The 21,496-nt window shown below is 72.5% G+C and carries 25 protein-coding genes and 1 tRNA gene; 7 read left to right on the top strand and 19 right to left on the bottom strand.

Going from position 1 to position 21,496, the window contains the following annotated elements; all coding sequences use genetic code 11:
• Positions 1–2: 2 nt before the first annotated feature.
• Complete coding sequence (locus ACFZCF_RS05965; protein WP_169086440.1) at positions 3–386, top strand: helix-turn-helix domain-containing protein; 384 nt, start codon at positions 3–5, stop codon at positions 384–386.
• Here ACFZCF_RS05965 and mutM read toward each other — a convergent pair.
• From mutM to ACFZCF_RS06010, 9 genes are all read right to left on the bottom strand, one after another.
• Positions 376–1,245: a bifunctional DNA-formamidopyrimidine glycosylase/DNA-(apurinic or apyrimidinic site) lyase gene (gene mutM, locus ACFZCF_RS05970; protein WP_388435827.1), complete on the bottom strand. Its 870-nt coding sequence runs from the start codon at positions 1,243–1,245 to the stop codon at positions 376–378. The genes ACFZCF_RS05965 and mutM overlap by 11 nt on opposite strands.
• 336 nt (positions 1,246–1,581) lie before the next feature.
• A complete protein-coding gene (gene rnc, locus ACFZCF_RS05975; RefSeq protein ID WP_388435830.1) occupies positions 1,582–2,379 on the bottom strand; it encodes a ribonuclease III in 798 nt (265 codons plus the stop codon).
• A 20-nt stretch (positions 2,380–2,399) separates the two neighbouring features.
• Positions 2,400–2,573 carry a 50S ribosomal protein L32 gene (rpmF, locus tag ACFZCF_RS05980; RefSeq protein ID WP_015036448.1) on the bottom strand — a complete coding sequence of 58 codons (174 nt, stop codon included), beginning with the start codon at positions 2,571–2,573 and terminating at the stop codon, positions 2,400–2,402.
• A gap of 2 nt (positions 2,574–2,575) precedes the next feature.
• A complete protein-coding gene (locus ACFZCF_RS05985; RefSeq protein WP_359523618.1) occupies positions 2,576–3,214 on the bottom strand; it encodes a DUF177 domain-containing protein in 639 nt (212 codons plus the stop codon).
• Between the two features lie 144 nt (positions 3,215–3,358).
• The gene (locus ACFZCF_RS05990; RefSeq protein ID WP_391284939.1) at positions 3,359–4,390 is read right to left on the bottom strand and encodes an ATP synthase F0 subunit B; all 1,032 of its coding nucleotides are present in this window, start codon (positions 4,388–4,390) and stop codon (positions 3,359–3,361) included.
• Between the two features lie 110 nt (positions 4,391–4,500).
• Positions 4,501–4,980, bottom strand: a complete 480-nt coding sequence (coaD, locus tag ACFZCF_RS05995) for a pantetheine-phosphate adenylyltransferase (protein ID WP_189949970.1) — start codon at positions 4,978–4,980, stop codon at positions 4,501–4,503.
• Between the two features lie 26 nt (positions 4,981–5,006).
• Positions 5,007–5,588 carry a 16S rRNA (guanine(966)-N(2))-methyltransferase RsmD gene (rsmD, locus tag ACFZCF_RS06000; RefSeq protein WP_365074726.1) on the bottom strand — a complete coding sequence of 194 codons (582 nt, stop codon included), beginning with the start codon at positions 5,586–5,588 and terminating at the stop codon, positions 5,007–5,009.
• Positions 5,589–5,662: 74 nt separating this feature from the next.
• A complete protein-coding gene (gene recG / locus ACFZCF_RS06005; protein ID WP_391284942.1) occupies positions 5,663–7,870 on the bottom strand; it encodes an ATP-dependent DNA helicase RecG in 2,208 nt (735 codons plus the stop codon).
• A 109-nt stretch (positions 7,871–7,979) separates the two neighbouring features.
• Complete coding sequence (locus ACFZCF_RS06010) at positions 7,980–9,668, bottom strand: DAK2 domain-containing protein (protein WP_391284944.1); 1,689 nt, start codon at positions 9,666–9,668, stop codon at positions 7,980–7,982.
• Positions 9,669–9,899: 231 nt separating this feature from the next.
• Between ACFZCF_RS06010 and rpmB the strand changes: the two genes are divergently transcribed.
• Positions 9,900–10,085, top strand: coding sequence for a 50S ribosomal protein L28 (gene rpmB, locus ACFZCF_RS06015; protein WP_003957616.1), 186 nt, complete (start codon positions 9,900–9,902; stop codon positions 10,083–10,085).
• A gap of 159 nt (positions 10,086–10,244) precedes the next feature.
• On the opposite strand, the gene thiD is transcribed toward rpmB, so the two are convergent.
• Positions 10,245–11,045: a bifunctional hydroxymethylpyrimidine kinase/phosphomethylpyrimidine kinase gene (gene thiD / locus ACFZCF_RS06020; RefSeq protein ID WP_391284946.1), complete on the bottom strand. Its 801-nt coding sequence runs from the start codon at positions 11,043–11,045 to the stop codon at positions 10,245–10,247.
• Positions 11,042–12,004, bottom strand: a complete 963-nt coding sequence (locus ACFZCF_RS06025; protein ID WP_189949731.1) for a thiamine-phosphate kinase — start codon at positions 12,002–12,004, stop codon at positions 11,042–11,044. Before ACFZCF_RS06025 ends, thiD begins: the two co-directional genes overlap by 4 nt.
• A gap of 233 nt (positions 12,005–12,237) precedes the next feature.
• On the opposite strand from ACFZCF_RS06025, the gene ACFZCF_RS06030 reads away from it, so the two are divergent.
• The gene (locus ACFZCF_RS06030) at positions 12,238–12,471 is read left to right on the top strand and encodes an Lrp/AsnC family transcriptional regulator (RefSeq protein ID WP_017947604.1); all 234 of its coding nucleotides are present in this window, start codon (positions 12,238–12,240) and stop codon (positions 12,469–12,471) included.
• Positions 12,472–12,491: 20 nt separating this feature from the next.
• Positions 12,492–12,980 (top strand): DUF3515 family protein, encoded by a 489-nt coding sequence (locus ACFZCF_RS06035; RefSeq protein WP_391284949.1) that lies wholly within the window; start codon positions 12,492–12,494, stop codon positions 12,978–12,980.
• A 39-nt stretch (positions 12,981–13,019) separates the two neighbouring features.
• Here ACFZCF_RS06035 and ACFZCF_RS06040 read toward each other — a convergent pair whose 3' ends face one another.
• From ACFZCF_RS06040 to ACFZCF_RS06050, 3 genes are all read right to left on the bottom strand, one after another.
• A complete protein-coding gene (locus ACFZCF_RS06040; protein WP_391284951.1) occupies positions 13,020–14,159 on the bottom strand; it encodes a D-alanine--D-alanine ligase in 1,140 nt (379 codons plus the stop codon).
• Between the two features lie 81 nt (positions 14,160–14,240).
• Complete coding sequence (locus ACFZCF_RS06045) at positions 14,241–15,242, bottom strand: NAD(P)H-dependent glycerol-3-phosphate dehydrogenase (protein WP_388435855.1); 1,002 nt, start codon at positions 15,240–15,242, stop codon at positions 14,241–14,243.
• The gene (locus tag ACFZCF_RS06050) at positions 15,239–15,991 is read right to left on the bottom strand and encodes a 1-acyl-sn-glycerol-3-phosphate acyltransferase (RefSeq protein ID WP_189949721.1); all 753 of its coding nucleotides are present in this window, start codon (positions 15,989–15,991) and stop codon (positions 15,239–15,241) included. Before ACFZCF_RS06050 ends, ACFZCF_RS06045 begins: the two co-directional genes overlap by 4 nt.
• Before the next feature lie 128 nt (positions 15,992–16,119).
• On the opposite strand from ACFZCF_RS06050, the gene cofC reads away from it, so the two are divergent.
• Positions 16,120–16,767 (top strand): 2-phospho-L-lactate guanylyltransferase, encoded by a 648-nt coding sequence (cofC, locus tag ACFZCF_RS06055; protein WP_391284953.1) that lies wholly within the window; start codon positions 16,120–16,122, stop codon positions 16,765–16,767.
• 10 nt (positions 16,768–16,777) lie between these two features.
• Positions 16,778–16,987 (top strand): hypothetical protein, encoded by a 210-nt coding sequence (locus ACFZCF_RS06060; RefSeq protein ID WP_388435861.1) that lies wholly within the window; start codon positions 16,778–16,780, stop codon positions 16,985–16,987.
• Positions 16,988–17,211: 224 nt separating this feature from the next.
• Here the strand turns inward: ACFZCF_RS06060 and ACFZCF_RS06065 are convergent, their stop codons facing one another.
• The 4 genes from ACFZCF_RS06065 to leuC all read right to left on the bottom strand — a co-directional run bounded on the left by ACFZCF_RS06065 (position 17,212) and on the right by leuC (position 20,397).
• On the bottom strand, positions 17,212–17,898 hold the full coding sequence (locus tag ACFZCF_RS06065; protein WP_388435864.1) for an HU family DNA-binding protein: 687 nt from the start codon (positions 17,896–17,898) through the stop codon (positions 17,212–17,214).
• Positions 17,899–18,041: 143 nt separating this feature from the next.
• Positions 18,042–18,269 carry a hypothetical protein gene (locus ACFZCF_RS06070; protein ID WP_030750706.1) on the bottom strand — a complete coding sequence of 76 codons (228 nt, stop codon included), beginning with the start codon at positions 18,267–18,269 and terminating at the stop codon, positions 18,042–18,044.
• Positions 18,270–18,373: 104 nt separating this feature from the next.
• Positions 18,374–18,967: a 3-isopropylmalate dehydratase small subunit gene (gene leuD, locus ACFZCF_RS06075; protein WP_388435868.1), complete on the bottom strand. Its 594-nt coding sequence runs from the start codon at positions 18,965–18,967 to the stop codon at positions 18,374–18,376.
• 5 nt (positions 18,968–18,972) lie between these two features.
• The gene (leuC, locus tag ACFZCF_RS06080; RefSeq protein WP_388435871.1) at positions 18,973–20,397 is read right to left on the bottom strand and encodes a 3-isopropylmalate dehydratase large subunit; all 1,425 of its coding nucleotides are present in this window, start codon (positions 20,395–20,397) and stop codon (positions 18,973–18,975) included.
• Positions 20,398–20,536: 139 nt separating this feature from the next.
• Between leuC and ndgR the strand changes: the two genes are divergently transcribed.
• A complete protein-coding gene (gene ndgR, locus ACFZCF_RS06085; RefSeq protein WP_005311436.1) occupies positions 20,537–21,253 on the top strand; it encodes an IclR family transcriptional regulator NdgR in 717 nt (238 codons plus the stop codon).
• Between the two features lie 134 nt (positions 21,254–21,387).
• Here the strand turns inward: ndgR and ACFZCF_RS06090 are convergent.
• Positions 21,388–21,460 (bottom strand) — tRNA-Glu (locus tag ACFZCF_RS06090).
• Between the last annotated feature and the right edge of the window lie 36 nt (positions 21,461–21,496).

A 21,496-nucleotide genomic window follows, 5' to 3' on the forward strand; every position in this document is an offset into this window, starting at 1 on the left:
GTATGAGCGACGATCCGGCCTTCGACGTGTTCGCGCGCGGGTGTGCCTCGCGGGTGACGCTGGAGCACATCACCGGGCGGTGGGGCGGCCTCACCCTCTCCGCCCTGTACGAGGGTTCCTTCCGCTTCAACGAACTGCGGCGGCGGGTCGACGGCGTCAGCGAGAAGATGCTGGCGCAGACCCTGCACGCGCTGGAGCGGGACGGCCTGGTGCACCGGGAGGCGCAGCCGGTCAATCCGCCCCGGGTCGACTACCGGCTGACCCCGCTGGGGCGGGACGTCGCCGAGCGCCTCGTCGGGCTGATCGCCCTGGTCGAGGGGCGGATGCCGGAGGTCGTCGCGGCCCGGGAGGCGTACGACTCCGAGCGCGCCGCCGTCACGGGCTGACGCGCGGCGGGCGCTGGCAGCGCGGGCAGAAGTAGCTGGAGCGGTTCATCCAGGCGCGGCGGCGCATCGGGGTGCCGCAGCGGCGGCAGGGCTCGTCCTCGCGCCCGTAGGCGTCGAGCGAGCGGTCGAAGTAGCCGGACTCGCCGTTCACGTTCACGTAGAGGCTGTCGAAGCTGGTGCCGCCGGCGGCGAGGGCCGCGTTCATCACGTCGCGGATGTGGCCGAGGAGCTCGGCCGAGCGCGGGCGGGTGAGGGTGGCGGTCGGCCGGTCGTAGTGCAGCCTGGCCCGCCACAGCGCCTCGTCGGCGTAGATGTTGCCGACGCCGCTGATCAGCGACTGGTCGAGGAGCGCCCGCTTGACGGTGGTGCGCCGCAGACGCAGCGCGGCCTGGAAGACGGCGTCGTCGAAGGCCGGGTCGAGCGGGTCGCGGGCGATGTGGCCGATGACGTCCGGCAGTCCGTCGGCGCTGTCGGGCGCCGTGTCGTGCAGCGAGAGCCCGCCGAAGGTGCGCTGGTCGACGAAGCGAAGCTCCGTGCCGACCCGGTCGTCGAAACGGATCCGGATCCGGAGGTGCTTCTCGTCGGGGGCGCCCTCCGGCTGCACCAGGAGCTGTCCGCTCATCCCGAGGTGGCCGAGGACGGAGGTGCCGGTGCCGGCGAGCGGCACCCACAGGTACTTGCCGCGGCGGCGGGCCGGCTCGAAGCGCTGTCCGGTCAACCGGGCCGCGAAGTCATCCCCGCCCGCGGGGTGGCGCCGGACGGCCCGGGGGTGGAGGACCTCCACGCCCGCCACGGTCCGGCCGGCGACCCAGCGCTCCAGTCCGCGCCGGACGACCTCGACCTCGGGCAGCTCGGGCACGGGACTCCTCCGGAGGGGTACGGGTGGTGGCCCTCGCAGCCTACCGCCCGGTCACCCCGGGAAAAGTCCCCGGAATCCCCCGGGAAGGACCCGGCCTCCCGCCCGGGAGGCCCCGGCATCTCCTCGGGCCGGGTGCCGGGGGGAAGGCCCTGGCGACGGCCGGGCAGACCCGGCAAGCCACGGCCTCTCCGCCGGGGTCGCCCCCGGGGGCAGTGTGCGGAAACGGCTCCGCCCGCCCCTGGTGGGGGCGGGCGGGAAGAACTCCGTTGAAGGACGCGGGTGCGCTCACGCGAGGTCGGCGTGGTCGCGCGAGCGATCGGGCCCGGGCTGCGGCGTTCAGGCGGTGGCCGGGGTGGCCCCGTCCGTCCGGTCCTGCTCGCCGGTCACGCCGGCCTCGGCCTCGGCCTCGGCCGCCGCTGCCGCCCGCTCGTCCGCGGCCGCGCGGATGGCGCGCCACGCGGACTCGGCGGCCTGCTGCTCCGCCTCCTTCTTGCTGCGGCCGGTGCCGGTGCCGTACGAGACACCACCGACGCGGGCGGCAGCAGTGAAGGTCTTCTCGTGGTCCGGTCCCTCCTCGGAGACGAGGTACTCCGGAACACCGAGCCCCTCGGCCGCGGTGAGCTCCTGGAGGCTGGTCTTCCAGTCCAGGCCGGCACCGAGGTTCGAGGACTTCTCGATCAGCGGGTCGAAGAGCCGGTGCACCAGCTCGGACGCCGCTTCGAGACCCTGGTCGAGATAGACCGCGCCGATCACCGCTTCGAGGGTGTCGGCGAGGATGGAAGCCTTGTCCCGGCCGCCCGTGCCCTCTTCGCCCCGGCCGAGCCGGATGAAGGAGCCCAGGTCGAGGCCGCGCCCGACGTCCGCCAGCGCACGCGAGTTGACCACCGCCGCCCGGAGCTTGGCCAGCTGGCCCTCCGGCAGATCGGGGTGGGTGCGGTAGAGGGTGTCGGTGACCACCAGGCCGAGCACGGAGTCCCCGAGGAACTCCAGACGCTCGTTGGTGGGCAGACCGCCGTTCTCGTACGCGTACGAGCGGTGGGTCAGCGCACGCACCAGAAGGGCGGACTCGAGGTGATACCCGAGCCGCCCTTCCAGAAGCGTGTGGGACGAGGCGCTGTTGATGTTGTCAGACATCGTGCCTCTCACCAGCCCGCTCAGACCGAGAGGACCTGGCGCTTGTTGTAGGTGCCGCAGCTCGGGCACGCGATGTGCTGCAGCTTCGGCTCCTGGCAACGCTCACACGAAACCAGGGTGGGGACCGCAGCCTTCCACTGCGACCGGCGGTGGCGCGTGTTGCTGCGCGACATCTTCCGCTTCGGAACAGCCACGGCTACTTCTCCTGCTTCTCGTCGACACCGGTAGCGGCGTCGCTCATGTTGTCCTTCTCGTCGGCTCCCAGCGAACCGGCGAGTTCCTGCAGTGCCGCCCAACGGATGTCGGTGGCGTCGTGGTGGTGGTCGGGGTGGTCGTTCAGGTTGATTCCACACTCGGAACACAGACCCGCACAGTCCTCCCGGCACACCGGCTGCATGGGCAGCGCGAGTACCACTGCGTCACGCAGCACGGGTTCGAGGTCGAACATGCCGTCCTCGAGGGGGGTCATGCTCTCGTCTTCATCGTCCTCGTCGTCCGCGGCCGCTTTGACACGGCCCCGGTCGTCGGATTCGGGGTACGAGAACATCTCCTGGAAGTCCGCGTCGAGCTCCAGCTCGACGGGCTCCAGACACCTTACGCACTCCCCCTCGGCCGATGCACGGGCGGTGCCTGTGACAAGCACCCCTTCCATGACGGATTCGAGTCGGAGTTCGATCTCCACCGGAGCGCCCTCGGGCACTCCGACGACCCCGGCGACACCGAGATCGGCCGGCGCGTCGACCGTGCGGGAGATCCGCTGGAGGGCACCGGGACGCCGCCCCAGCTCGTGCGTGTCGAACACGAGGGGGTTGCGGTGGTCGAGGCGCGTGCTCAGGGTTCTTCCTGCTTTCGGATCGTTCGCGTCGCAAAGTCTTCACGGGCTGCCGCTTGCGGGCAGCAGGGATCGCGGGGATACACACGACCGAAGAGCCAGGATACTGGACGCTTCGCCCTGGGCCCAATCGGCCCCCGCTCCCGGCTACTGCCCCTGCTCGTAGCGGCGCAGCTGCTCCAGGTCGATCATGCTCGTGTCGAAGAAGCTGGTCTCGTCGAGCGCTGCCGCCTGCGGCTGCTGCTGGTACCCGTACGGGTCGCTCTGCTGCGGCTGCTGGTACGCGTAGGGGTCCTGCTGCTGGTAGGCGTACGGGTCCTGCTGCTGGTAGCCGTACGGGTCGGTCTGCTGGGGCTGCTGCGGCTGCTGCTGGTAGCCGTAGGGGTCCTGCTGCGCGGGGATCTGCGCGGCGACCGGGGCCGGGGCGGCCGCGGGGGCGGCGGGCGCCGGGTCGGCGAGCTCCGCGAGGCCGGCGAGGTAGTCGGCGTCGCTGGTGTGCACGGAGTGGCCGAGGCCCTCCTGGGCGGCCATGTGCTCGCCGAGGGCGTCGGTGGCGATCCGGCCGTGCAGCTTCTGTCGGCCGCGGCCGACGGCCTCCAGGGTCTTGGAGAGGACCGCCTCGAAGGCGCCCAGCTTGGCGTCCACGTACTCGTCGGCGCGGGCGATCAGGGTCTGCGGGTCCGCGCTGTACTCGGGGGCGTCCTCGTCGGCGTAGCCCCGCTCGTCCAGGCCCGGGCCGCGGCCGAGGAGCTTCTCGCGGCCGCGGTCGACGGAGCCGATGGTCTTGTTGAGGACGACCTCGAAGTTGGCGAGCTTGGAGTCGACGTACTCGTCGGCCTCGGCCCTGACCTCCTCGGCCTCCCGGCGGGCCTCGGCGAGGATCCGGTCGGCCTCCTCCTGGGACTGCCGGGCGATCTGGGTGTCGGAGACGATGGTGCCGCGCTCGGCGTGGGCGGCCTCGATGATCCGCTCGGCCTCCCGGCGGGCCTGCTCGACCAGCTGCTCGCGCCCGCCGATCAGTTCCTGGGCCTGGGCGAGGGAGTTCGGCAGGGCGTCCCGTACCTCTTCGAGGAGGGCGAGGAGATCGGCGCGGTTCACCACGCAGGAGGCCGACATGGGCATCGAGCGGGCGTTCTGTACGGTCGCGACGATCTCGTCGAGCTTCTTCTGCACGTCCACCGGGTGCTCGCCACTCTCTACAGCTGGATGGAGACGGACGGGACGACTGTAAGGGCAGTCGTGGCCCGTCCGACACCAGGTGACGGAGCGTCAGCGGCGGTGGCCGCGCGTCACTTCTGCGCGAGCCGCTCGGTGAGCCGGCCGAGCACCGCCGGGGGCACCAGGTGGGAGACGTCGCCGCCCCAGGCGGCGACCTCCTTGACCAGCGAGGACGACAGGAAGCTGTACGTGGGGTTGGTGGGCACGAAGAGCGTCTCGACGCCCGACAGGCCGTTGTTCATCTGGGCCATCTGGAGCTCGTAGTCGAAGTCGCTGACCGCGCGCAGGCCCTTGACGATGGCGGGGATGTCCCGCTGCTTGCAGAAGTCGACGAGCAGGCCGTGGAAGGACTCCACCTCGACGTTCCCGAAGTCGGCGGTGACCTCGCGGATCAGCTCGATCCGCTCCTCGACCGCGAACAGGCCCTTCTTGGACTGGTTGATCATCACCGCGACGTGCACGACGTCGTACAGCTTGGAGGCGCGGGCGATGATGTCGAGATGTCCGTTGGTGATGGGGTCGAACGACCCCGGGCAGACGGCGCGGCGCAACCTGATTCCCTCGCTCTCCGGTCCGGTCATCGTGCGTCTTCGCACGTAGAGGCGGCGCGACCGTACCAAAACGTTCCCTCGCCGTAGCGGCGGGACCGCAGTGGTTCGAAGCCGTCCGGCCAGCCGAAGGAGCCGCCTCGGGTGCTGCGTTCCACGGTGACGACCGCATCCTCGCTCAGCCAGCCCCCCGAGCGCAGTGTGAGGAGGATCTCCCGCAGCTCCTCGTCCGCGACCGCGTAGGGCGGGTCCAGGAAGACCAGGTCGTACGGCTCGGCCGGGGCCGGTCCCGTGACGACCTGCTCGGCCTTGCCGGTGCGGGCCTCGGCGCCGGGCAGACCGAGCGCGGCCACGTTCTCCCGGACGGTGCGGGCGGCGCGGGCGTCGGCCTCGACCAGCAGGGCGTGGACGGCGCCGCGGGAGAGCGCCTCCAGGCCGACGGCGCCGGAGCCGGCGTACAGGTCGGCGACCCGGCTGCCCTCGATGCCGTGGAGCGCCTCCCAGGTGGAGAAGAGGCCCTCGCGCGCCCGGTCGGAGGTGGGGCGGGTGCCGTTGCCCGGAGGCACGGCCAGGCGCCGCCCGCCGGCGGTGCCGGCGATCACGCGGGTCATCGGTTTTCTCGTCCTCAGATGCTGGTTATGTGTTGCGTACGCAATACGTAACCAGCTTAGGGCGGCCGCCTCGGTCAGCCCTTCTCCAGGTACTCCTCCCGCTCCTCGCTCAGCAGGGCGTCCAGGGCGGTGCGCAGCCCCGGGTGGTCCTCCAGACCGGGGTCGGCGAGGACCAGGGCGGTGGCCTCCTCGCGGGCGGCGGCGATGACCTCCTCGTCCTCGATGACGGCGAGGACCCGCAGGGAGGAGCGGACGCCGGACTGGGCCTGGCCGAGGACGTCGCCCTCGCGGCGCTGTTCGAGGTCGATCCGGGAGAGCTCGAAACCGTCGAGGGTGGAGGCGACAGCGCCGAGGCGCTGGCGTGCGGGGCTCGCCTCCGGCATCTCGGTGACGAGGAGGCAGAGGCCGGGGGCGGAGCCGCGGCCGACCCGGCCGCGGAGCTGGTGGAGCTGGGAGACGCCGAAGCGGTCGGCGTCCATGATCACAATGGCGGTGGCGTTGGGCACGTTGACGCCGACCTCGATGACGGTGGTGGCGACGAGGACGTCGAGCTCGCCGGCGGCGAAGCGGCGCATGACGTCGTCCTTGTCGTCGGGGTGCATGCGCCCGTGCAGGACGGCGACGCGCAGCCCGGCGAGGGGGCCCCGGGCGAGCTGCTCGGCGACGTCGAGGACGGCGAGCGGGGGGCGCTTCTCGGCCTCGTCCTCCGCGGCGGACTTGCGCGCGGCGGCCTTCTTCTCGGCGGCCCGGTCGACGTCGTCCCCGATGCGGGGGCAGACGACGTACGCCTGGTGGCCGTTCTCGACCTCCTCGCGGACCCGTTCCCAGGCGCGGGCGAGGAAGTGCGGCTTGTCGGCGGCGGGGACGACGTGGCTGGCGATCGGGGAGCGTCCGGCGGGGAGCTGGTCGAGGACGGAGGTCTCCAGGTCGCCGAAGACGGTCATGGCGACGGTCCGGGGGATCGGGGTGGCCGTCATGACGAGGAGGTGCGGGGGCTGCTTGCCCTTGCCGCGGAGCGCGTCGCGCTGCTCGACGCCGAAGCGGTGCTGCTCGTCGACGACGACCAGGCCCAGGTCGTGGAACTTGACCTTGTCCTCGATGAGGGCGTGCGTGCCGATGGCGATGCCCGCCTCGCCGGTGACCAGGTCGAGCAGGGCCTGCCGGCGGGCGGCGGCCCCCATGGAGCCGGTGAGCAGCACGACCTTGGTGGCCCGCTCGCCGCCGCCGAGCATGCCGCCCTCGGCGAGCTCGCCCATCATCTCGGTGACCGACCGGTGGTGCTGCTGGGCGAGGACCTCGGTGGGCGCGAGCATCGCGGCCTGCCCCCCGGCGTCGACGACGGCGAGCATGGCGCGCAGGGCCACCAGGGTCTTTCCGCTGCCGACCTCGCCCTGGAGGAGGCGGTGCATGGGGTGGTCGGTGGCGAGGTCGTCGAAGATCTCCCTGGAGACCTTGGTCTGGCCGTCGGTGAGGGTGAAGGGGAGCTTGGCGTCGAAGGCGGTGAGGATGCCGTCGGCGGCGGGGCGGCGGGGGACGGCGGGGAGCTGGGTGTCGGCGTGCCGGCGGCGGGCGAGGGCGACCTGGAGGACGAAGGCCTCGTCCCACTTGAGCCGTTCCCGGGCGGCGGCGACGTCGGCCTTGTTCCGGGGGCGGTGGATCAGGCGCAGGGCGTCGGGGAGTTCGGCGAGGCCGCGGCCCTCGCGCAGGGCGGGTGGGAGCGGGTCGACGGCGTCGGTGGCGCTGGGCAGCACGGCGTCGACGGCCTTGGCGATCTTCCAGGACTCCAGCTTGGTGGTGGCCGGGTAGATCGGGATGAGGGCGCTCGCCCAGGCGTCGACGGCCACGTCGCCCTCGCCGCGCAGGAGTTCGTAGGCGGGGTGGGCGAGCTGGAGGCGGCGGTTGAAGAGCGAGACCTTGCCGGAGAACATCGCGCGGGTGCCGGGCAGCAGGTCGTGGTGGGGCTTGTGGACGCCCTTGCCGAAGAAGACCAGCTGGAGGCGGCCGGAGCCGTCGGTGATGGTCACTTCGAGGCGCTGGCCGCGGCCCTTGGCGCCGTTGAAGGTGTGCACGCGGGCGTCGGCGACCTGGGCGACGACCGTGACGTGCTCGTCGAGGGGCAGGTCGGAGAGGGTGGTCAGCTCGCCCCGCTCCGCGTACCGCCGGGGGTAGTGGTGGAGGAGGTCGCCGACCGTGTGCAGGTCGAGGGCCTCGGCCATGACCTTGGCGGTGGCGGGGCCGAGGGACTTCTTGAGGGGTTCGTCGAGCGCGGGCACGTGTTCCATTGCACACCACGGGACCGACAGAGGGGGCGAGGGCGTGTCCTTCGGACCGGTTCCGATCCGGAGGACACGAGGGTTCGGGCCGGTGGACGGGCCGCCGGGCCGGGCCCGGTCACTCGACGCCGACAAGGAGCGGCGGGGCGCCCTCGCCGGCGTGGTAGGTGACGGTGTCGACGGCCAGGTAGCCGCGGCGGACGTGGGCTTCGAGGGTGTCGGCGAGGCCGGGCGGGGCGCTGTCGGCGACGACGAGGGTGACGAGTTCGCCGCCGGCCTGGAGCATCCGGTCGAGGACGGTGCGGGCGGTGGCGGTGAGGTCCTGGCCGATGACGGCGACGTCGCCCTCGATGAGGCCGAGGACGTCGCCGGCCTGGCAGACGCCGGCGCTGGTGAAGGACTGGCGGGCGGCGACGGCGAGTTCGGCGTAGCGGGTGGCGCCGGCGGCGGCGGTCATGGCGACGACGTCCTCGTCGAAGCTGCGCTCGGGTTCGTGGACGGCGAGGGCGGCGATGCCCTGGACGGCGGCCCGGGTCGGGATGAGGGCGACCCGGATGCCCTCGGCGCGGGCCTGTTCGGCGGCGGACGCGGCGGCGGCCCGCAGGTCGGTGTCGTTGGGCAGGAGGACCACCTCGCGCGCGTGGGCGCGGCGTACGGCGTCGAGGAGCTCGTCGCCGGTGGGCGGTTCGCCGGGCCTGGCCTGGAGGGTGGTCGCGCCGGCCTCGGCGCAGAGTCCGGCGAGGCCTTCGCCGGGGAGCACGGCGACGACGGCCCGGTGGGCCCGCTCCCCGCGCGCGTCGGCGGTCTCCCGGTCCGTGGGAGCGGAGGCGGGGGCGGGGGCGGCGAAGTGGGTGACGCGGATCCGGTGCGGCCGGCCGGCCTCGATCCCGGCCTCGACGGCGGCACCGGCGTCGTCGACGTGGACGTGCACGTTCCAGAGTCCGTCGCCGCCGACGACGACGAGGGAGTCGCCGAGGGCGTCGAGCCGGGCCTTGAGGAGTTCCACGGCGGCGTCCTCGGCCTCCAGGAGGTACAGGACCTCGTAGCCGGGGCCCTGCTCGCCGTCGTGACCGCAGCCCTCCCCCGGCCGCTCGGGCAGCGGGCGTGCCGCCGGGGACGGCGGCAGCGGTTCCGGGGCCCGTCCGGTCACCGTCTCCAGGAGCGCGCCGAGGACCGTCACCAGGCCCTGCCCCCCGGCGTCCACGACCCCGGCGCGGCCGAGCACGGCCAGCTGGCCGGGGGTGGCCGCCAGGGCCGTCCTGGCGCCGTCGTAGGCCTTCCTCGCCACCTCGGGGAGGGTGCCGCCGTCCGCGCAGCCGCCGGCGGCCGCGGCGGCGACGGTGAGGATGGTGCCCTCCTCGGGGCGGGCGACGGCGGCGCGGGCGGAGGCGGCGGCGGTGGCGAGGGCGCGGGCGAGGTGGTCGCCGTCGGCGCCGTCGGCGAGGACGGCGGCCATGCCGCGCAGCAGCTGGGACAGGATGGTGCCGGAGTTGCCGCGGGCGCCGAGGAGCGCGCCGTGGGCCAGCGCGCGTACGGCGTCGGCGGTGTCGGGCGCGGAGGTTCCGGCGGCCCCGGGGGCGGCGAAGACGGCCTCGACGGCCCGGTGGGCGGCGTCGGCGGTCAGGTAGAGGTTGGTGCCGGTGTCGCCGTCGGCGACCGGGAAGACGTTGATGGCGTCGATCGCGGCCCGCTCCCGGCCGAGGACCTCGGCCGTCCGCGCGCTCCAGGCCCGGACCGCCTCGGCGTCGAGGACGAGACGCTCGTCACCTCGGGCGGCGGAGTCGAAGGGCTGCAGGGCTCGCGACAACGGGGGTCCTCCTTCGGCGGTGAAGTCCACCGCAGGGTAGACCGGGGGCTTCCGGGTCCGGGGGGCGGGACGGCGCCCGACCGGACCGTGGTAGTTTCGTTCCACCGAAGCAGTCGTTGTATGCTGTTTCGGTTGCCTGGCACTCGCCAGGCCATCCCCGGCAAGCCACTTCAGACTCCTGATTCCGGTGCGCCGGATCTCACTGTAAATCTGAAGTCTTTGGAGTGACCCGTGGCTGCCAACTGCGACGTCTGCGGCAAGGGGCCGGGCTTCGGCAACAACATTTCGCACTCGCACCGCCGTACGTCTCGTCGCTGGAACCCGAACATCCAGCGTGTGCGTGCCGTGGTCGGTCGGACGCCGAAGCGGCTCAACGTCTGCACCTCGTGCATCAAGGCCGGCAAGGTCTCGCGCTAATCGCGACGTTTCCGTGTCGTAGCGCAGCCCCTGCGGTTGCCTGGGAAGGCCGGTCCACCTCGGTGGACCGGCCTTCCGCCTTGTCTGCGTCACACGCCTTGCCCGCATAGCGCGAAGGGCGGGTCCGGCCTCGGGGGCCGGACCCGCCCTTCGTCGTGCTCAGCGGCGCCGTTCCCACCCGTGGTCGACGGGCCCGATGCCCTCTCCCAGGGCGAAGCCGGCGGCGAGGGCCCCGGTCACGTACGCCTTCGCCTGGCGTACGGCCTCCGGGACGGGCAGTCCCTTGGCGAGGCCGGACGCGACCGCCGAGGCGAGCGTGCAGCCGGTGCCGTGGGTGTGCCGGTTGTCGTAGCGGGGGGCGCGCAGCCAGTGCTCCTCGGTGCCGTCGGTGAGGAGGTCGACGGCCTCGGCGCCGGTGGGGAGGTGGCCGCCCTTGATCAGGACCCATTCCGGCCCGTACGACAGCACGCCGTCCGCGGCGTTCCTCATGTCGCTCTCGTACACGACGTGCACGCCCGTGAGCTGCGTCACCTCGTCCAGGTTGGGGGTGGCGACGGTCGCGACCGGCAGCAGCGCGCGGCGCACGGATTCCAGGGCGGAGGGGGCGAGCAGCGGGTCGCCGTGCTTGGAGACGCCGACCGGGTCGACCACGAGGGGCACGTCCGCGCCGGCGAGGAGCTCGGCGACGGTCTCCACGAGCGCGGCCGAGGCCAGCATGCCGGTCTTGACCGCGTGGACGCCGATGTCGTCGACGACGGCCCGGTACTGGGCGCGGACGGCCTCCTCGGGGAGCTCCCAGACGCCGTGGACGCCGCGCGAGTTCTGCGCGGTGACGGCGGTGACCACGCTCATCCCGTGGACGCCGAGGGCGAGCATGGTCTTGAGGTCGGCCTGGATGCCGGCGCCGCCGCCGGAGTCGGATCCGGCGACGGTGAGGACCAGCGGCGGCCGGGCGTTCACTCGGTCTCCCCGAAGTGGTCCCAGCCGCCGGCGCTGTGCCAGGGGGCGCCGTCGACGGTCACCTGGGGCAGCGCGGAGGGTGCGATGACCTCGCCGATCACCTTCCAGCGGGCGGGCAGCTTCACGTCCGGCGGGAAGGTGGCGACGATCGCGTGGTCCTCACCGCCGGTGAGGACCCACTGGAGCGGGTCGACGCCGACGGCCTGGCCGATGTCGTGCATCTGGCCGGGGATGTCGATGAGTCCGGAGCGCAGGTCGATGCGGACGTTGCTGGCCTCGGCGATGTGGCCGAGGTCGGCGATGAGGCCGTCGCTGACGTCGCACATGGCGGTGGCGCCGAGCCCGGCGGCGGCCGGGCCCGCGTGGTACGGCGGTTCGGGGCGGCGGTGGGCCTCGACGAAGGCGCGCGGGGAGCGGAAGCCCCGGGAGAGGACGGCGTAGCCGGCGGCGGACCAGCCGAGCCAGCCGGTGTAGGCGACGACGTCGCCGGGCTGCGCGCCGCCCCGGGTGACCGGGTCGGCGTTGCGGAGGTCGCCGAGGGCGGTGATGGAGACCATGATCGTGTCGCCGCGGACGACGTCGCCGCCGACCACCGCGGCGCCCGCGACCTGACACTCGTCGCGCAGCCCGTCCATGAGTTCCGTGGGCCAGGTGACGGGGAGTTCCGCGGGGACGACGAGGCCGAGGAGGAGGGCGGTGGGGACCGCGCCCATGGCGGCGATGTCGGCGAGGTTCTGCGCGGCGGCCTTGCGGCCGACGTCGTACGCCGTCGACCAGTCGCGGCGGAAGTGCCGTCCTTCGAGCAGGATGTCCGTGCTGGCCACCACGCGCCGGTCCGGGGCGGAGACCACGGCGGCGTCGTCGCCCGGCCCGATCCGTACCGCCGGGGTGGAGGTGAGCCGGGACGTGAGCTCTCTGATGAGCCCGAACTCGCCCAGTTCTCCGACTGTGCCCTTCACCGCGTCTCACCTCGTGTCGTCGTGCCGGCCGGCCGCCGGCGGAGCGTCCGCTCGCGCCGCGGGTCGCGGGCCGTCACCGTGCTGGGTACCGTCAAGTTGACCGTCAACTTCCGTCCTGTGTACGCCACACCCCGAGCGCTCCGGAAGGCGCGGGTCTCCCCGCGGCTTCCGGCGACGCGGTACCGTGGCGTCTCTTTCTCCCACAAGATCCTCGTGGCCGCCCTGGAGGTTCCGTGGTACAGGCGTACATCCTGATTCAGACCGAGGTGGGCAAGGCGTCGACCGTCGCCGACACCATCTCCAAGATCCCGGGGGTGATCCAGGCAGAGGACGTGACCGGTCCGTACGACGTGATCGTGCGGGCGCAGGCCGACACGGTCGACGAGCTCGGCCGCATGGTGGTCGCGAAGGTCCAGCAAGTGGACGGCATCACGCGCACCCTGACCTGCCCGGTCGTCCATCTGTAGCCCCCGTCTACCCTTGGCCGGTGACCTCTTCCCACCGGCCCCTCGGCCTGCCCGTCGCGGCCGCCGCCCTGCTGCTGGCCGTGACCGGCTGCTCCTCCGGCGCCCAGGCGTCCGTGCCGGTGCCGACTCCGCCCGCGGCGGAGGCGGCGCTCTGCCGTGCGCTGGCGAAGGAACTCCCGGACGCCGTCGCGGGGCAGGAGCGGAGCGATCCGTCTCCCGACTCCGAGCTGACCGCCGGGTGGGGAGACGGAGCGATCGTACTGCGCTGCGGGGTCGACCGGCCCGAAAAGATGAGCGATCCGCAGGCGCGGGGCGTCTCCGTCGAGGCCGTGCGCTGGATGCTGGAGCAGCCCGAGGCCGGCGGCCCCCGCTTCACCTCGGTGTACCGGAAGACCTACGTCGAGGTCGTCCTGGACGAACGGTACGCCCACGACATCGGCCCCCTGGTGGACCTGGCGGGACCGGTGGACCGGGCGGTGCCCTGCGCCCTGGAGCCCGAGTGCCGTTAGGGCGTGGCCCCGGTCCCGCCGGACCGGGGCCGGGCGCGGCTAGCGCAGGCCCGTGGAGCGGGTCAGCGCGGCCTGGATCAGCCGGTCGACCAGCTCGGGGTAGCTCACGCCGCTCTCCTGCCACATGCGCGGGTACATGGAGATCGGGGTGAAGCCGGGCATGGTGTTGATCTCGTTGATGACGAAGTCGCCGTCCTCGGTGAGGAAGAAGTCGGCGCGGACCAGGCCCTCGCAGGAGACGGCCTCGTAGGCGGCGACGGCCAGGCGCTGGATCTCGGCGGTGGCCTCGTCGCCGATCGGGGCGGGCACGATGCCGGACGCCGAGTCGATGTACTTCGCCTCGAAGTCGTAGAAGTCGTGGTCGGTGACGGGCGGGATCTCGGCGGGCACGCTGGCGCGCGGGCCGTCCTCGAACTCCAGGACGCCGCATTCGATCTCGCGGCCGCGCAGCAGCGCCTCCACGATGATCTTCGGGTCGTGGCGGCGTGCCTCCTCGACGGCCTCGTCGAGGCCGGAGAGGTCGTCGACCTTGGTGATGCCGACGGAGGAGCCGCCGCGGGCCGGCTTCACGAAGAGCGGCCAGCCGTGGTCGGCGGCGAACTCGACGATCTTCTTGCGGGCCTCGGCCGGGTTGCGGTCCCACTCGCGCGGCCGGATGACCTCGTACGGGCCGACGGGCAGGCCGTAGGAGACGAAGACCCGCTTCATGTACTCCTTGTCCTGGCCGACGGCGGAGGCGAGGACGCCCGCGCCGACGTACGGGATGCCGGAGAGCTCCAGGAGGCCCTGGAGGGTGCCGTCCTCGCCGTAGGGGCCGTGGAGCATGGGGAAGACGACGTCGACCTCGCCGAGCGCCTGCGGCAGGGAGCCGGGCTCGTGCAGGACGACCTCGCGGCTGGCCGGGTCGACGGGGAGGACCACGCCGCCGGTCGCGGACTCGGCGAGCTGGGCGACGTCCGGCAGGGAGCGCTCGGCGATCGCCATCCGCTCCGGGGCGTCGGCGGTCAGGGCCCAGCGCCCCTCCCGGGTGATGCCGATGGGCAGCACGTCGTACTTGGTCCGGTCGATGGCCTTGAGGACGGCGCCGGCGGTGACGACGGAGATGGCGTGCTCGGAGCTGCGTCCGCCGAAGACGACGGCCACGCGCGGCTTGCGGGGGCTCTGGGTGTTCTCGCTCATATCGCGATGAGCGTACCTTGCGGTGTCCGAACTCCTGAGCGCCCCGCGCACCGCCTCGCGCGGACGGCGCAGCGCTCCCGGTCAGCGCCTTTCGGGCTTGGCGCTGCGCGACATGAGCTCCTTCAGGGCGACCGTCGGCGGCTTCCCGTCGTGGACGATCGACACGACGGTCTCGGTGATGGGCATGTCGACGCCGTGGCGGCGGCCCAGATCGAGCACCGACTCGCAGGACTTGACGCCCTCGGCGGTCTGCTTGGTGGCCGCGACGGCCTCCTGGAGGGTCATCCCGCGGCCGAGGTTGGTGCCGAAGGTGTTGTTCCGGGAGAGCGGCGAGGAGCAGGTGGCGACGAGGTCGCCGAGGCCCGCGAGACCGGAGAAGGTGAGCGGGTCGGCGCCCATCGCCAGGCCGAGGCGGGTGGTCTCGGCGAGGCCGCGGGTGATGAGCGTGGCCTTGGAGTTGTCGCCGAGGCCCATGCCGTTGGCGATGCCGACGGCGAGGCCGATGACGTTCTTCACCGCGCCGCCGAGCTCGCAGCCGACCACGTCGGTGTTGGTGTACGGGCGGAAGTACGGGGTGATGCAGGCGGCCTGGAGCCGCTGGGCGACCGACTCGTCGACGCAGGCGGCGACGGCGGCGGCGGGCTGTCGGGCGGCGATCTCACGGGCCAGGTTGGGGCCGGTGAGGACGGCGACGCGCTCGGCGGGGACGCCGGCGACCTCGCCGATGACCTCGCTCATCCGCTTGGCGGTGCCGAGTTCGATGCCCTTCATGAGGGAGACGAACACGGTGCCGGGGCCGAGCTTCGGCGCCCAGGCGGCGAGGTTCTCGCGGAGCGTCTGGGAGGGGACGGCGAGGACGGCGAAGTCGGCTCCCTCGGCGGCCTCGGCCGCGTCGGCGGTGGCCGTGATGCCCTTGGGGAGTTCGACACCGGGCAGGTAGTCGGGGTTGGAGCGGGTCTCATTGATGGTCTCGGCGAGCGCGGGGCGGCGGCCCCAGAGGCTCACCTCGCAGCCCGCGTCGGCCATCACCATGGCGAAGGCGGTGCCCCAGGAACCGTTGCCGAAGACGGCGGCCTTGGTCATGCGGCGTCTCCCTCGACGGCCTTGCGGCGCAGGGCCCGGCGGGCGCGGCGCGGGTCGTACGGCTCGGCGGGGGCCTTCTCGCCGCGGACCTCCTCCAGGAGGGCGGTGATGGCGGCCATGATCGTCTCGGTGGCCTCGCGCAGCACCTCGGGGGTGGGCTCCAGGCCGTCGAAGCGGGAGAGGTCGACCGGCGGGCCGGCCTGCACGATCAGCGTCTTGCGCGGGAAGAAGCTGAACTTGTCCTTCTTCGCGTACGGCGGCATCGCGAGGTTGGCGCCCCACTGGGCCACCGGGATGACGGGCACCTTGGTGAGCAGCGCGACGCGGGCGGCGCCGGTCTTGCCCGGCATGGGCCACATGTCGGGGTCCCGGGTGAGGGTGCCCTCGGGGTAGAAGGCGACGCACTCGCCCCGCTCGATGGCGTCCACGGCGGCGCGGAAGGCGTCGAGGGCGTTGGCGGTCTCGCGGTAGACGGGGATCTGGCCGGTGTTGCGGAGCATGGTGCCCACGAACCCGCCCTTGAAGAGCCCCGCCTTGGCCAGGAACCGGGGCACCCGGCCGGTGTTGTACTGGTAGTGCGCGTAGGAGAGCGGGTCCAGGTAGGAGTTGTGGTTGACCGCGGTGATGAAGCCGCCGTCGGCCGGAATGTGCTCCATGCCGCGCCAGTCCCGCTTGAACAGAACCACCAGGGGGGGTTTGGCGATGACCGCCGCGAGGCGGTACCAGAAGCCGATTCTGCGGCGGGGCACTCGGCGCACCTTTCTCCGGGTCTTGCTGGCAGGGGGTCAAGTGTCGCCCCATGCTCCTGCTGTGTCGAGTGACACCGTACGCCCCGGGGCCCGGCCGGTACCGCCGGGGCGGGACAGAATGGGCCGCGATGAACACGGAAGCGGACGACGGCTGGTCCCTGGTCGTACCCCTGAAGCCCCTGGCCCGGGCGAAGAGCCGGCTGGCCCCCGCGGCCGGGGAGCTGCTGCGGCCCCGCCTCGCCCTGGCGTTCGCCGAGGACACGGTGGCGGCGGCCCTGGACTGCCCGGAGGTCCGGGACGTGGTGGTGGTCACGGACGACCCGGCGGCCGGGCGGGCGCTGACCGCGCTGGGCGCACGGGTGGTGCCGGACGTCCCGGCGGCGGGGCTCAACGCGGCGCTCGCGCACGGCGCCCGGGCGGTACGGGAGCGGCGGCCGCACGCGCGCGTGGCGGCGCTGAACGCCGATCTGCCGGCGCTGCGTCCGGCGGAGCTGGCGCGGGTCCTGGCGGCCGCCCGGCAATTCCCGAGGGCATTTCTCGCGGATGCCGCCGAAATAGGTACGACATTCCTCTCGGCGGCTCCGGGGGTGGAATTGGAACCGGCATTCGGTGGTGCGTCGCGGCTTCGGCATTTGTCTTCGGGGGCGGTGGAAATCACGCTGGCCGGGGTGGATTCCGTGCGCCGGGACGTGGACACCGGCGAGGACCTGGCGGCGGCGGGTTCGCTGGGCCTGGGCCCGCGGACGGCGGCCCGGCTGCCGGCGACGGCCGGATAGGCTGCGGTCCATGCAGGCGACCGCGTACACGTACGACCCCGAGACCCGCAGCGGCAGTGTGCTGCTCGACGACGGCACCCCGGTGGGGTTCGGGGCGGAGGCCTTCGACGCGGGCGGGCTGCGATTGCTCCGTCCGGGGCAGCGGGTGCGGATCGAGACGGAGCCCGGCGCCCCGGGCGCGGCCCCGCGGATCACGCTGGTGACGCTCCAGACCTTCTGACCGGCGCCCCCGCGACACGGCTCCGGCACCCCGCGCGCGGCACGCCGCCGCCACCGTACGGCTCCGGCACCCCTGCATCGCGACGCCGGCACCCCCGCCGTACGGCTCCGGAACCGTGCGCGGCACCGGCACCCCCGCCGCCCTACGGCCGTGCGGCTCCGGAACGCGCCGCGGGCCGGGCTCCCGTGGGGGGAGCCCGGCCCGGCGGACGTGCGGTGACCGTCCTACTTCTTGGCGGCGGCCTTCTTGGCCGTGGCGGTCTTGCGCGCCGTGGTCTTCTTGGCCGGCGCCTTCTTCGCCACGGTCTTCTTCGCCGGGGCGGTCTTCTTGGCCGTGGTCTTCTTGGCCGTGGCGGCCGGGGTGGCCTTCTTCGCCGGGGTCGCCTTCTTGGCGGCGGCCTTCGTGGCGGTGGCGGTCGTCTTCTTCGCGGCCGCGGTGGTGGTCTTCTTGGCCGGGGTCGCCTTCTTGGTGGCGGTGGCCGTGGTCTTCTTGGCCGGCGTGGCCTTCTTGGCGGCGGCCTTCTTGGCCGTGGTGGCCTTCTTCGCCGCGGCCTTCTTCACGGTGGCGGAGGCGCCGCCGGTCAGGCTGCCCTTGGGGGCCTTCTTGACGGAGACCTCGCCGCCCTTGGGGAGCTTCTTCGACCCGCTGACCAGGTCCTTGAAGCCCTGACCCGCGCGGAAGCGCGGAACGGAGGTCTTCTTGACCCGCACGCGCTCGCCCGTCTGCGGGTTGCGGGCGTAGCGGGCCGGGCGGTCGACCTTCTCGAACGAGCCGAAGCCCGTGACCGAGACACGGTCGCCGGAGACCACGGCGCGCACGATGGCGTCGAGCACGTGGTCGACGGCTTCGGCGGCCTGCTGGCGACCGCCCAACTTGTCGGCAATCGCTTCTACGAGCTGCGCCTTGTTCACGTCTTCCCCTTCGGAGACTTTGCCGGAACGAAACTGTTCAAGCTTTTTCGCACGTTAGGCATGTATATACCGCAAATCAAACACGAAACGGTCTAATCACCCTAGTGCCGCAACGCGGAAGTGCGGTTGCGGAGTTCCTGGTGTCAGTCGTCTTCAGGGAATCGACCCTCGTCGAGGTCCTTCATCAACCGGTCCAGACGCGTCGCCGCGTCCGCGAGATCGTGCTTCGCCGCGGCCGTGACGACCAGCAGCTTCCGGGACAGCGCCATCCTTACGCCCTCCGGGACTTGCAGTGCGCGCACCCGGGAGTGCGCTTCTTTCAATCGGTCGGCGACTTCCTCGTAGAGCTTGAGTTGGTTGTCGCGTTCCATGCACCGATTGTGCCATCTAGGGCGAGTTGTCGCCCGACAGGGTCTCAACAAGCGACTGCGCCCCCCACCGGAGGGTGGGGGGCGCAGTCTTGGAAAAGCGCTGCTCAGGCCGTAATTGTACGGGGCTTGAAGGACGGCCTGGCCGCCTCGTAGGCCGCGATGTCGGCTTCGTTCTGAAGGGTGAGGCTGATGTCGTCGAGGCCGTTCAGGAGCCGCCAGCGGGCGTTCTCGTCGAGCTCGAAGTCGGCGTCGATCCCGGCCGCCAGGACCTTGCGGGTCTGCAGGTCGACCGTGATCTCGGCGGTGGGGTCGGCCTCGGTCAGCTCCCAGAGGGCGTCGACCGTCTCCTGCGGCAGGACGACCGTCAGCAGACCGTTCTTCAGCGAGTTGCCCCGGAAGATGTCGGCGAAGCGGGAGGAGATGACGGTCTTGAAGCCGTAGTTCTGCAGCGCCCAGACGGCGTGCTCGCGGGAGGAGCCGGTGCCGAAGTCGGGGCCGGCGACCAGGACCGTGGCGCCCTCGCGTTCGGGGCGGTTGAGGACGAACTCGGCGTCCTTGCGCCAGGCCTCGAAGAGGCCGTCCTCGAAGCCGTCGCGGGTGACCTTCTTCAGCCAGTGCGCCGGGATGATCTGGTCGGTGTCGACGTTGCTGCGGCGCAGCGGGACGGCGCGGCCGGTGTGCGTGGTGAAGGCTTCCATGATGCTCAGACCCCCGCGGTGGTGACGGTGTCGGACAGGTCGGCCGGGGAGGCCAGGTGGCCGAGGACGGCGGTGGCGGCGGCGACCTGGGGGGAGACCAGGTGGGTGCGGCCGCCCTTGCCCTGCCGGCCCTCGAAGTTGCGGTTGGAGGTGGACGCGGAGCGCTCGCCGGGGGCCAGCTGGTCCGGGTTCATGCCCAGGCACATGGAGCAGCCCGCGTGCCGCCATTCGGCGCCGGCCTCCTTGAAGACCTTGTCCAGGCCCTCCTCGACGGCCTGCAGGGCGACCCGGACGGAGCCCGGGACGACCAGCATGCGGACGCCGTCGGCGACCTTGCGGCCCTCCAGGAGGGAGGCCGCGTTGCGCAGGTCCTCGATGCGGCCGTTGGTGCAGGAGCCTACGAAGACGGTGTCGACCTTGATGTCGCGCAGCGGCTGCCCGGCGGTCAACCCCATGTACTCCAGGGCCTTTTCGGCGGCGAGGCGCTCCGAGGGGTCTTCGTACGAAGCCGGGTCGGGGACGTTCGCCGAAAGCGGGGCGCCCTGGCCGGGGTTGGTGCCCCAGGTGACGAAGGGGGCCAGGTCGGCGGCCTCGATGACGACCTCGGCGTCGAAGACGGCGTCCTCGTCGGTCTTCAGGGTCTTCCAGTAGGCGACGGCGGCGTCCCAGTCCTCGCCCTCGGGGGCGTGGGGACGGCCCTTGAGGTAGGCGAAGGTGGTCTCGTCGGGGGCGATCATGCCCGCGCGGGCACCGGCCTCGATGGACATGTTGCAGATGGTCATGCGGCCCTCCATCGAGAGTTTCTCGATGGCGGAGCCCCGGTACTCCAGGACGTAGCCCTGGCCGCCTCCGGTGCCGATCTTCGCGATGACGGCGAGGATCAGGTCCTTGGCGGTGACGTCGGCGGGCAGCTCGCCGTCGACCGTGATCGCCATGGTCTTCGGGCGGGCCATGGGCAGCGTCTGGGTGGCCAGGACGTGCTCGACCTGGCTGGTGCCGATGCCGAACGCCAGGCCGCCGAAGGCGCCGTGGGTGGAGGTGTGGGAGTCGCCGCACACCACGGTCATGCCGGGCTGGGTCAGACCCAGCTGCGGTCCCACCACGTGGACGACGCCCTGCTCGACGTCGCCGAGCGGGTGGAGGCGCACGCCGAACTCGGCGCAGTTCTTGCGCAGGGTCTCCAGCTGGGCGCGGGAGACCGGGTCGGCGATCGGCTTGTCGATGTCGAGGGTGGGGGTGTTGTGGTCCTCGGTGGCGAGGGTGAGGTCGAGGCGCCGCACCTGCCGGCCGTTCTGCCGGAGGCCGTCGAAGGCCTGGGGGCTGGTCACCTCGTGCAGCAGGTGAAGATCGATGAAGAGGAGGTCGGGCTCGCCCTCGGCGCGCCGGACGACGTGGTCGTCCCAGACCTTCTCCGCGAGTGTCCTACCCATCGCTTTCCCTCCGGCCGGCGGCTGCGCCGGCACCACTAGAGACCGTTGTGCGGTCCGTCGTGCGGCCGCCTCACCAGAGTGACAAGTTCCTCGGAAAATTGAACTTGCGTTTCACAGAGTGAGACGCGAATATCGTTGCATGGACAACTCTAGCGGCGTAGGCGTTCTCGACAAGGCAGCCCTTGTCCTGAGCGCCCTGGAGTCCGGTCCGGCCACCCTCGCAGGACTGGTCGCGGCGACGGGACTCGCACGACCCACGGCCCACCGACTGGCCGTGGCTTTGGAGCACCACCGGATGGTGGCCCGTGACATGCAGGGCCGTTTCATTCTCGGTCCGCGGCTCGCGGAGCTCGCGGCGGCGGCCGGCGAGGACCGGCTGCTCGCGACGGCCGGGCCGGTGCTCACGCACCTGCGGGACGTGACCGGGGAGAGTGCGCAGCTCTACCGGCGCCAGGGCGACATGCGGATCTGCGTGGCGGCGGCCGAGCGGCTGTCCGGCCTGCGGGACACGGTCCCGGTGGGCTCGACGCTGACCATGAAGGCCGGCTCCTCGGCACAGATCCTGATGGCCTGGGAGGAGCCCGAGCGGCTGCACCGCGGCCTCCAGGGCGCCCGCTTCACGGCGACGGCCCTGTCGGGCGTGCGGCGCCGGGGCTGGGCCCAGTCGATCGGTGAGCGGGAGCCGGGCGTCGCGTCCGTCTCCGCGCCCGTGCGGGGCCCGTCGAACCGCGTGGTGGCCGCCGTGTCGGTCTCGGGTCCGATCGAGCGCCTGACCCGCCACCCGGGCCGTATGCACGCCCAGGCGGTCATCGACGCCGCCGCCCGCCTCAGCGAGGCGCTCCGCCGCAACGGCTGATCTTCCTCTGTTCACCTGTACGTTCTCCGGCCCGCCGCTCCAACGCCGCAGCGGTGGGCCGGAGTTGTGCGTGCGCAGTGCCGGAGAACAGCGAAGAAGCCCTCCCCCGAAGGGAAGGGCTTCTTCGTTTCGCGTACCCCCGACCGGATTCGAACCGGCGCTACCGCCTTGAGAGGGCGGCGTGCTAGGCCGCTACACAACGGGGGCTTTGGATCATGCGGGCGTCTCCGCCGCTGATCCGAG

Source organism: Streptomyces sp. NPDC007945 (genome assembly GCF_042958885.1).
Classification (GTDB): domain Bacteria; phylum Actinomycetota; class Actinomycetes; order Streptomycetales; family Streptomycetaceae; genus Streptomyces.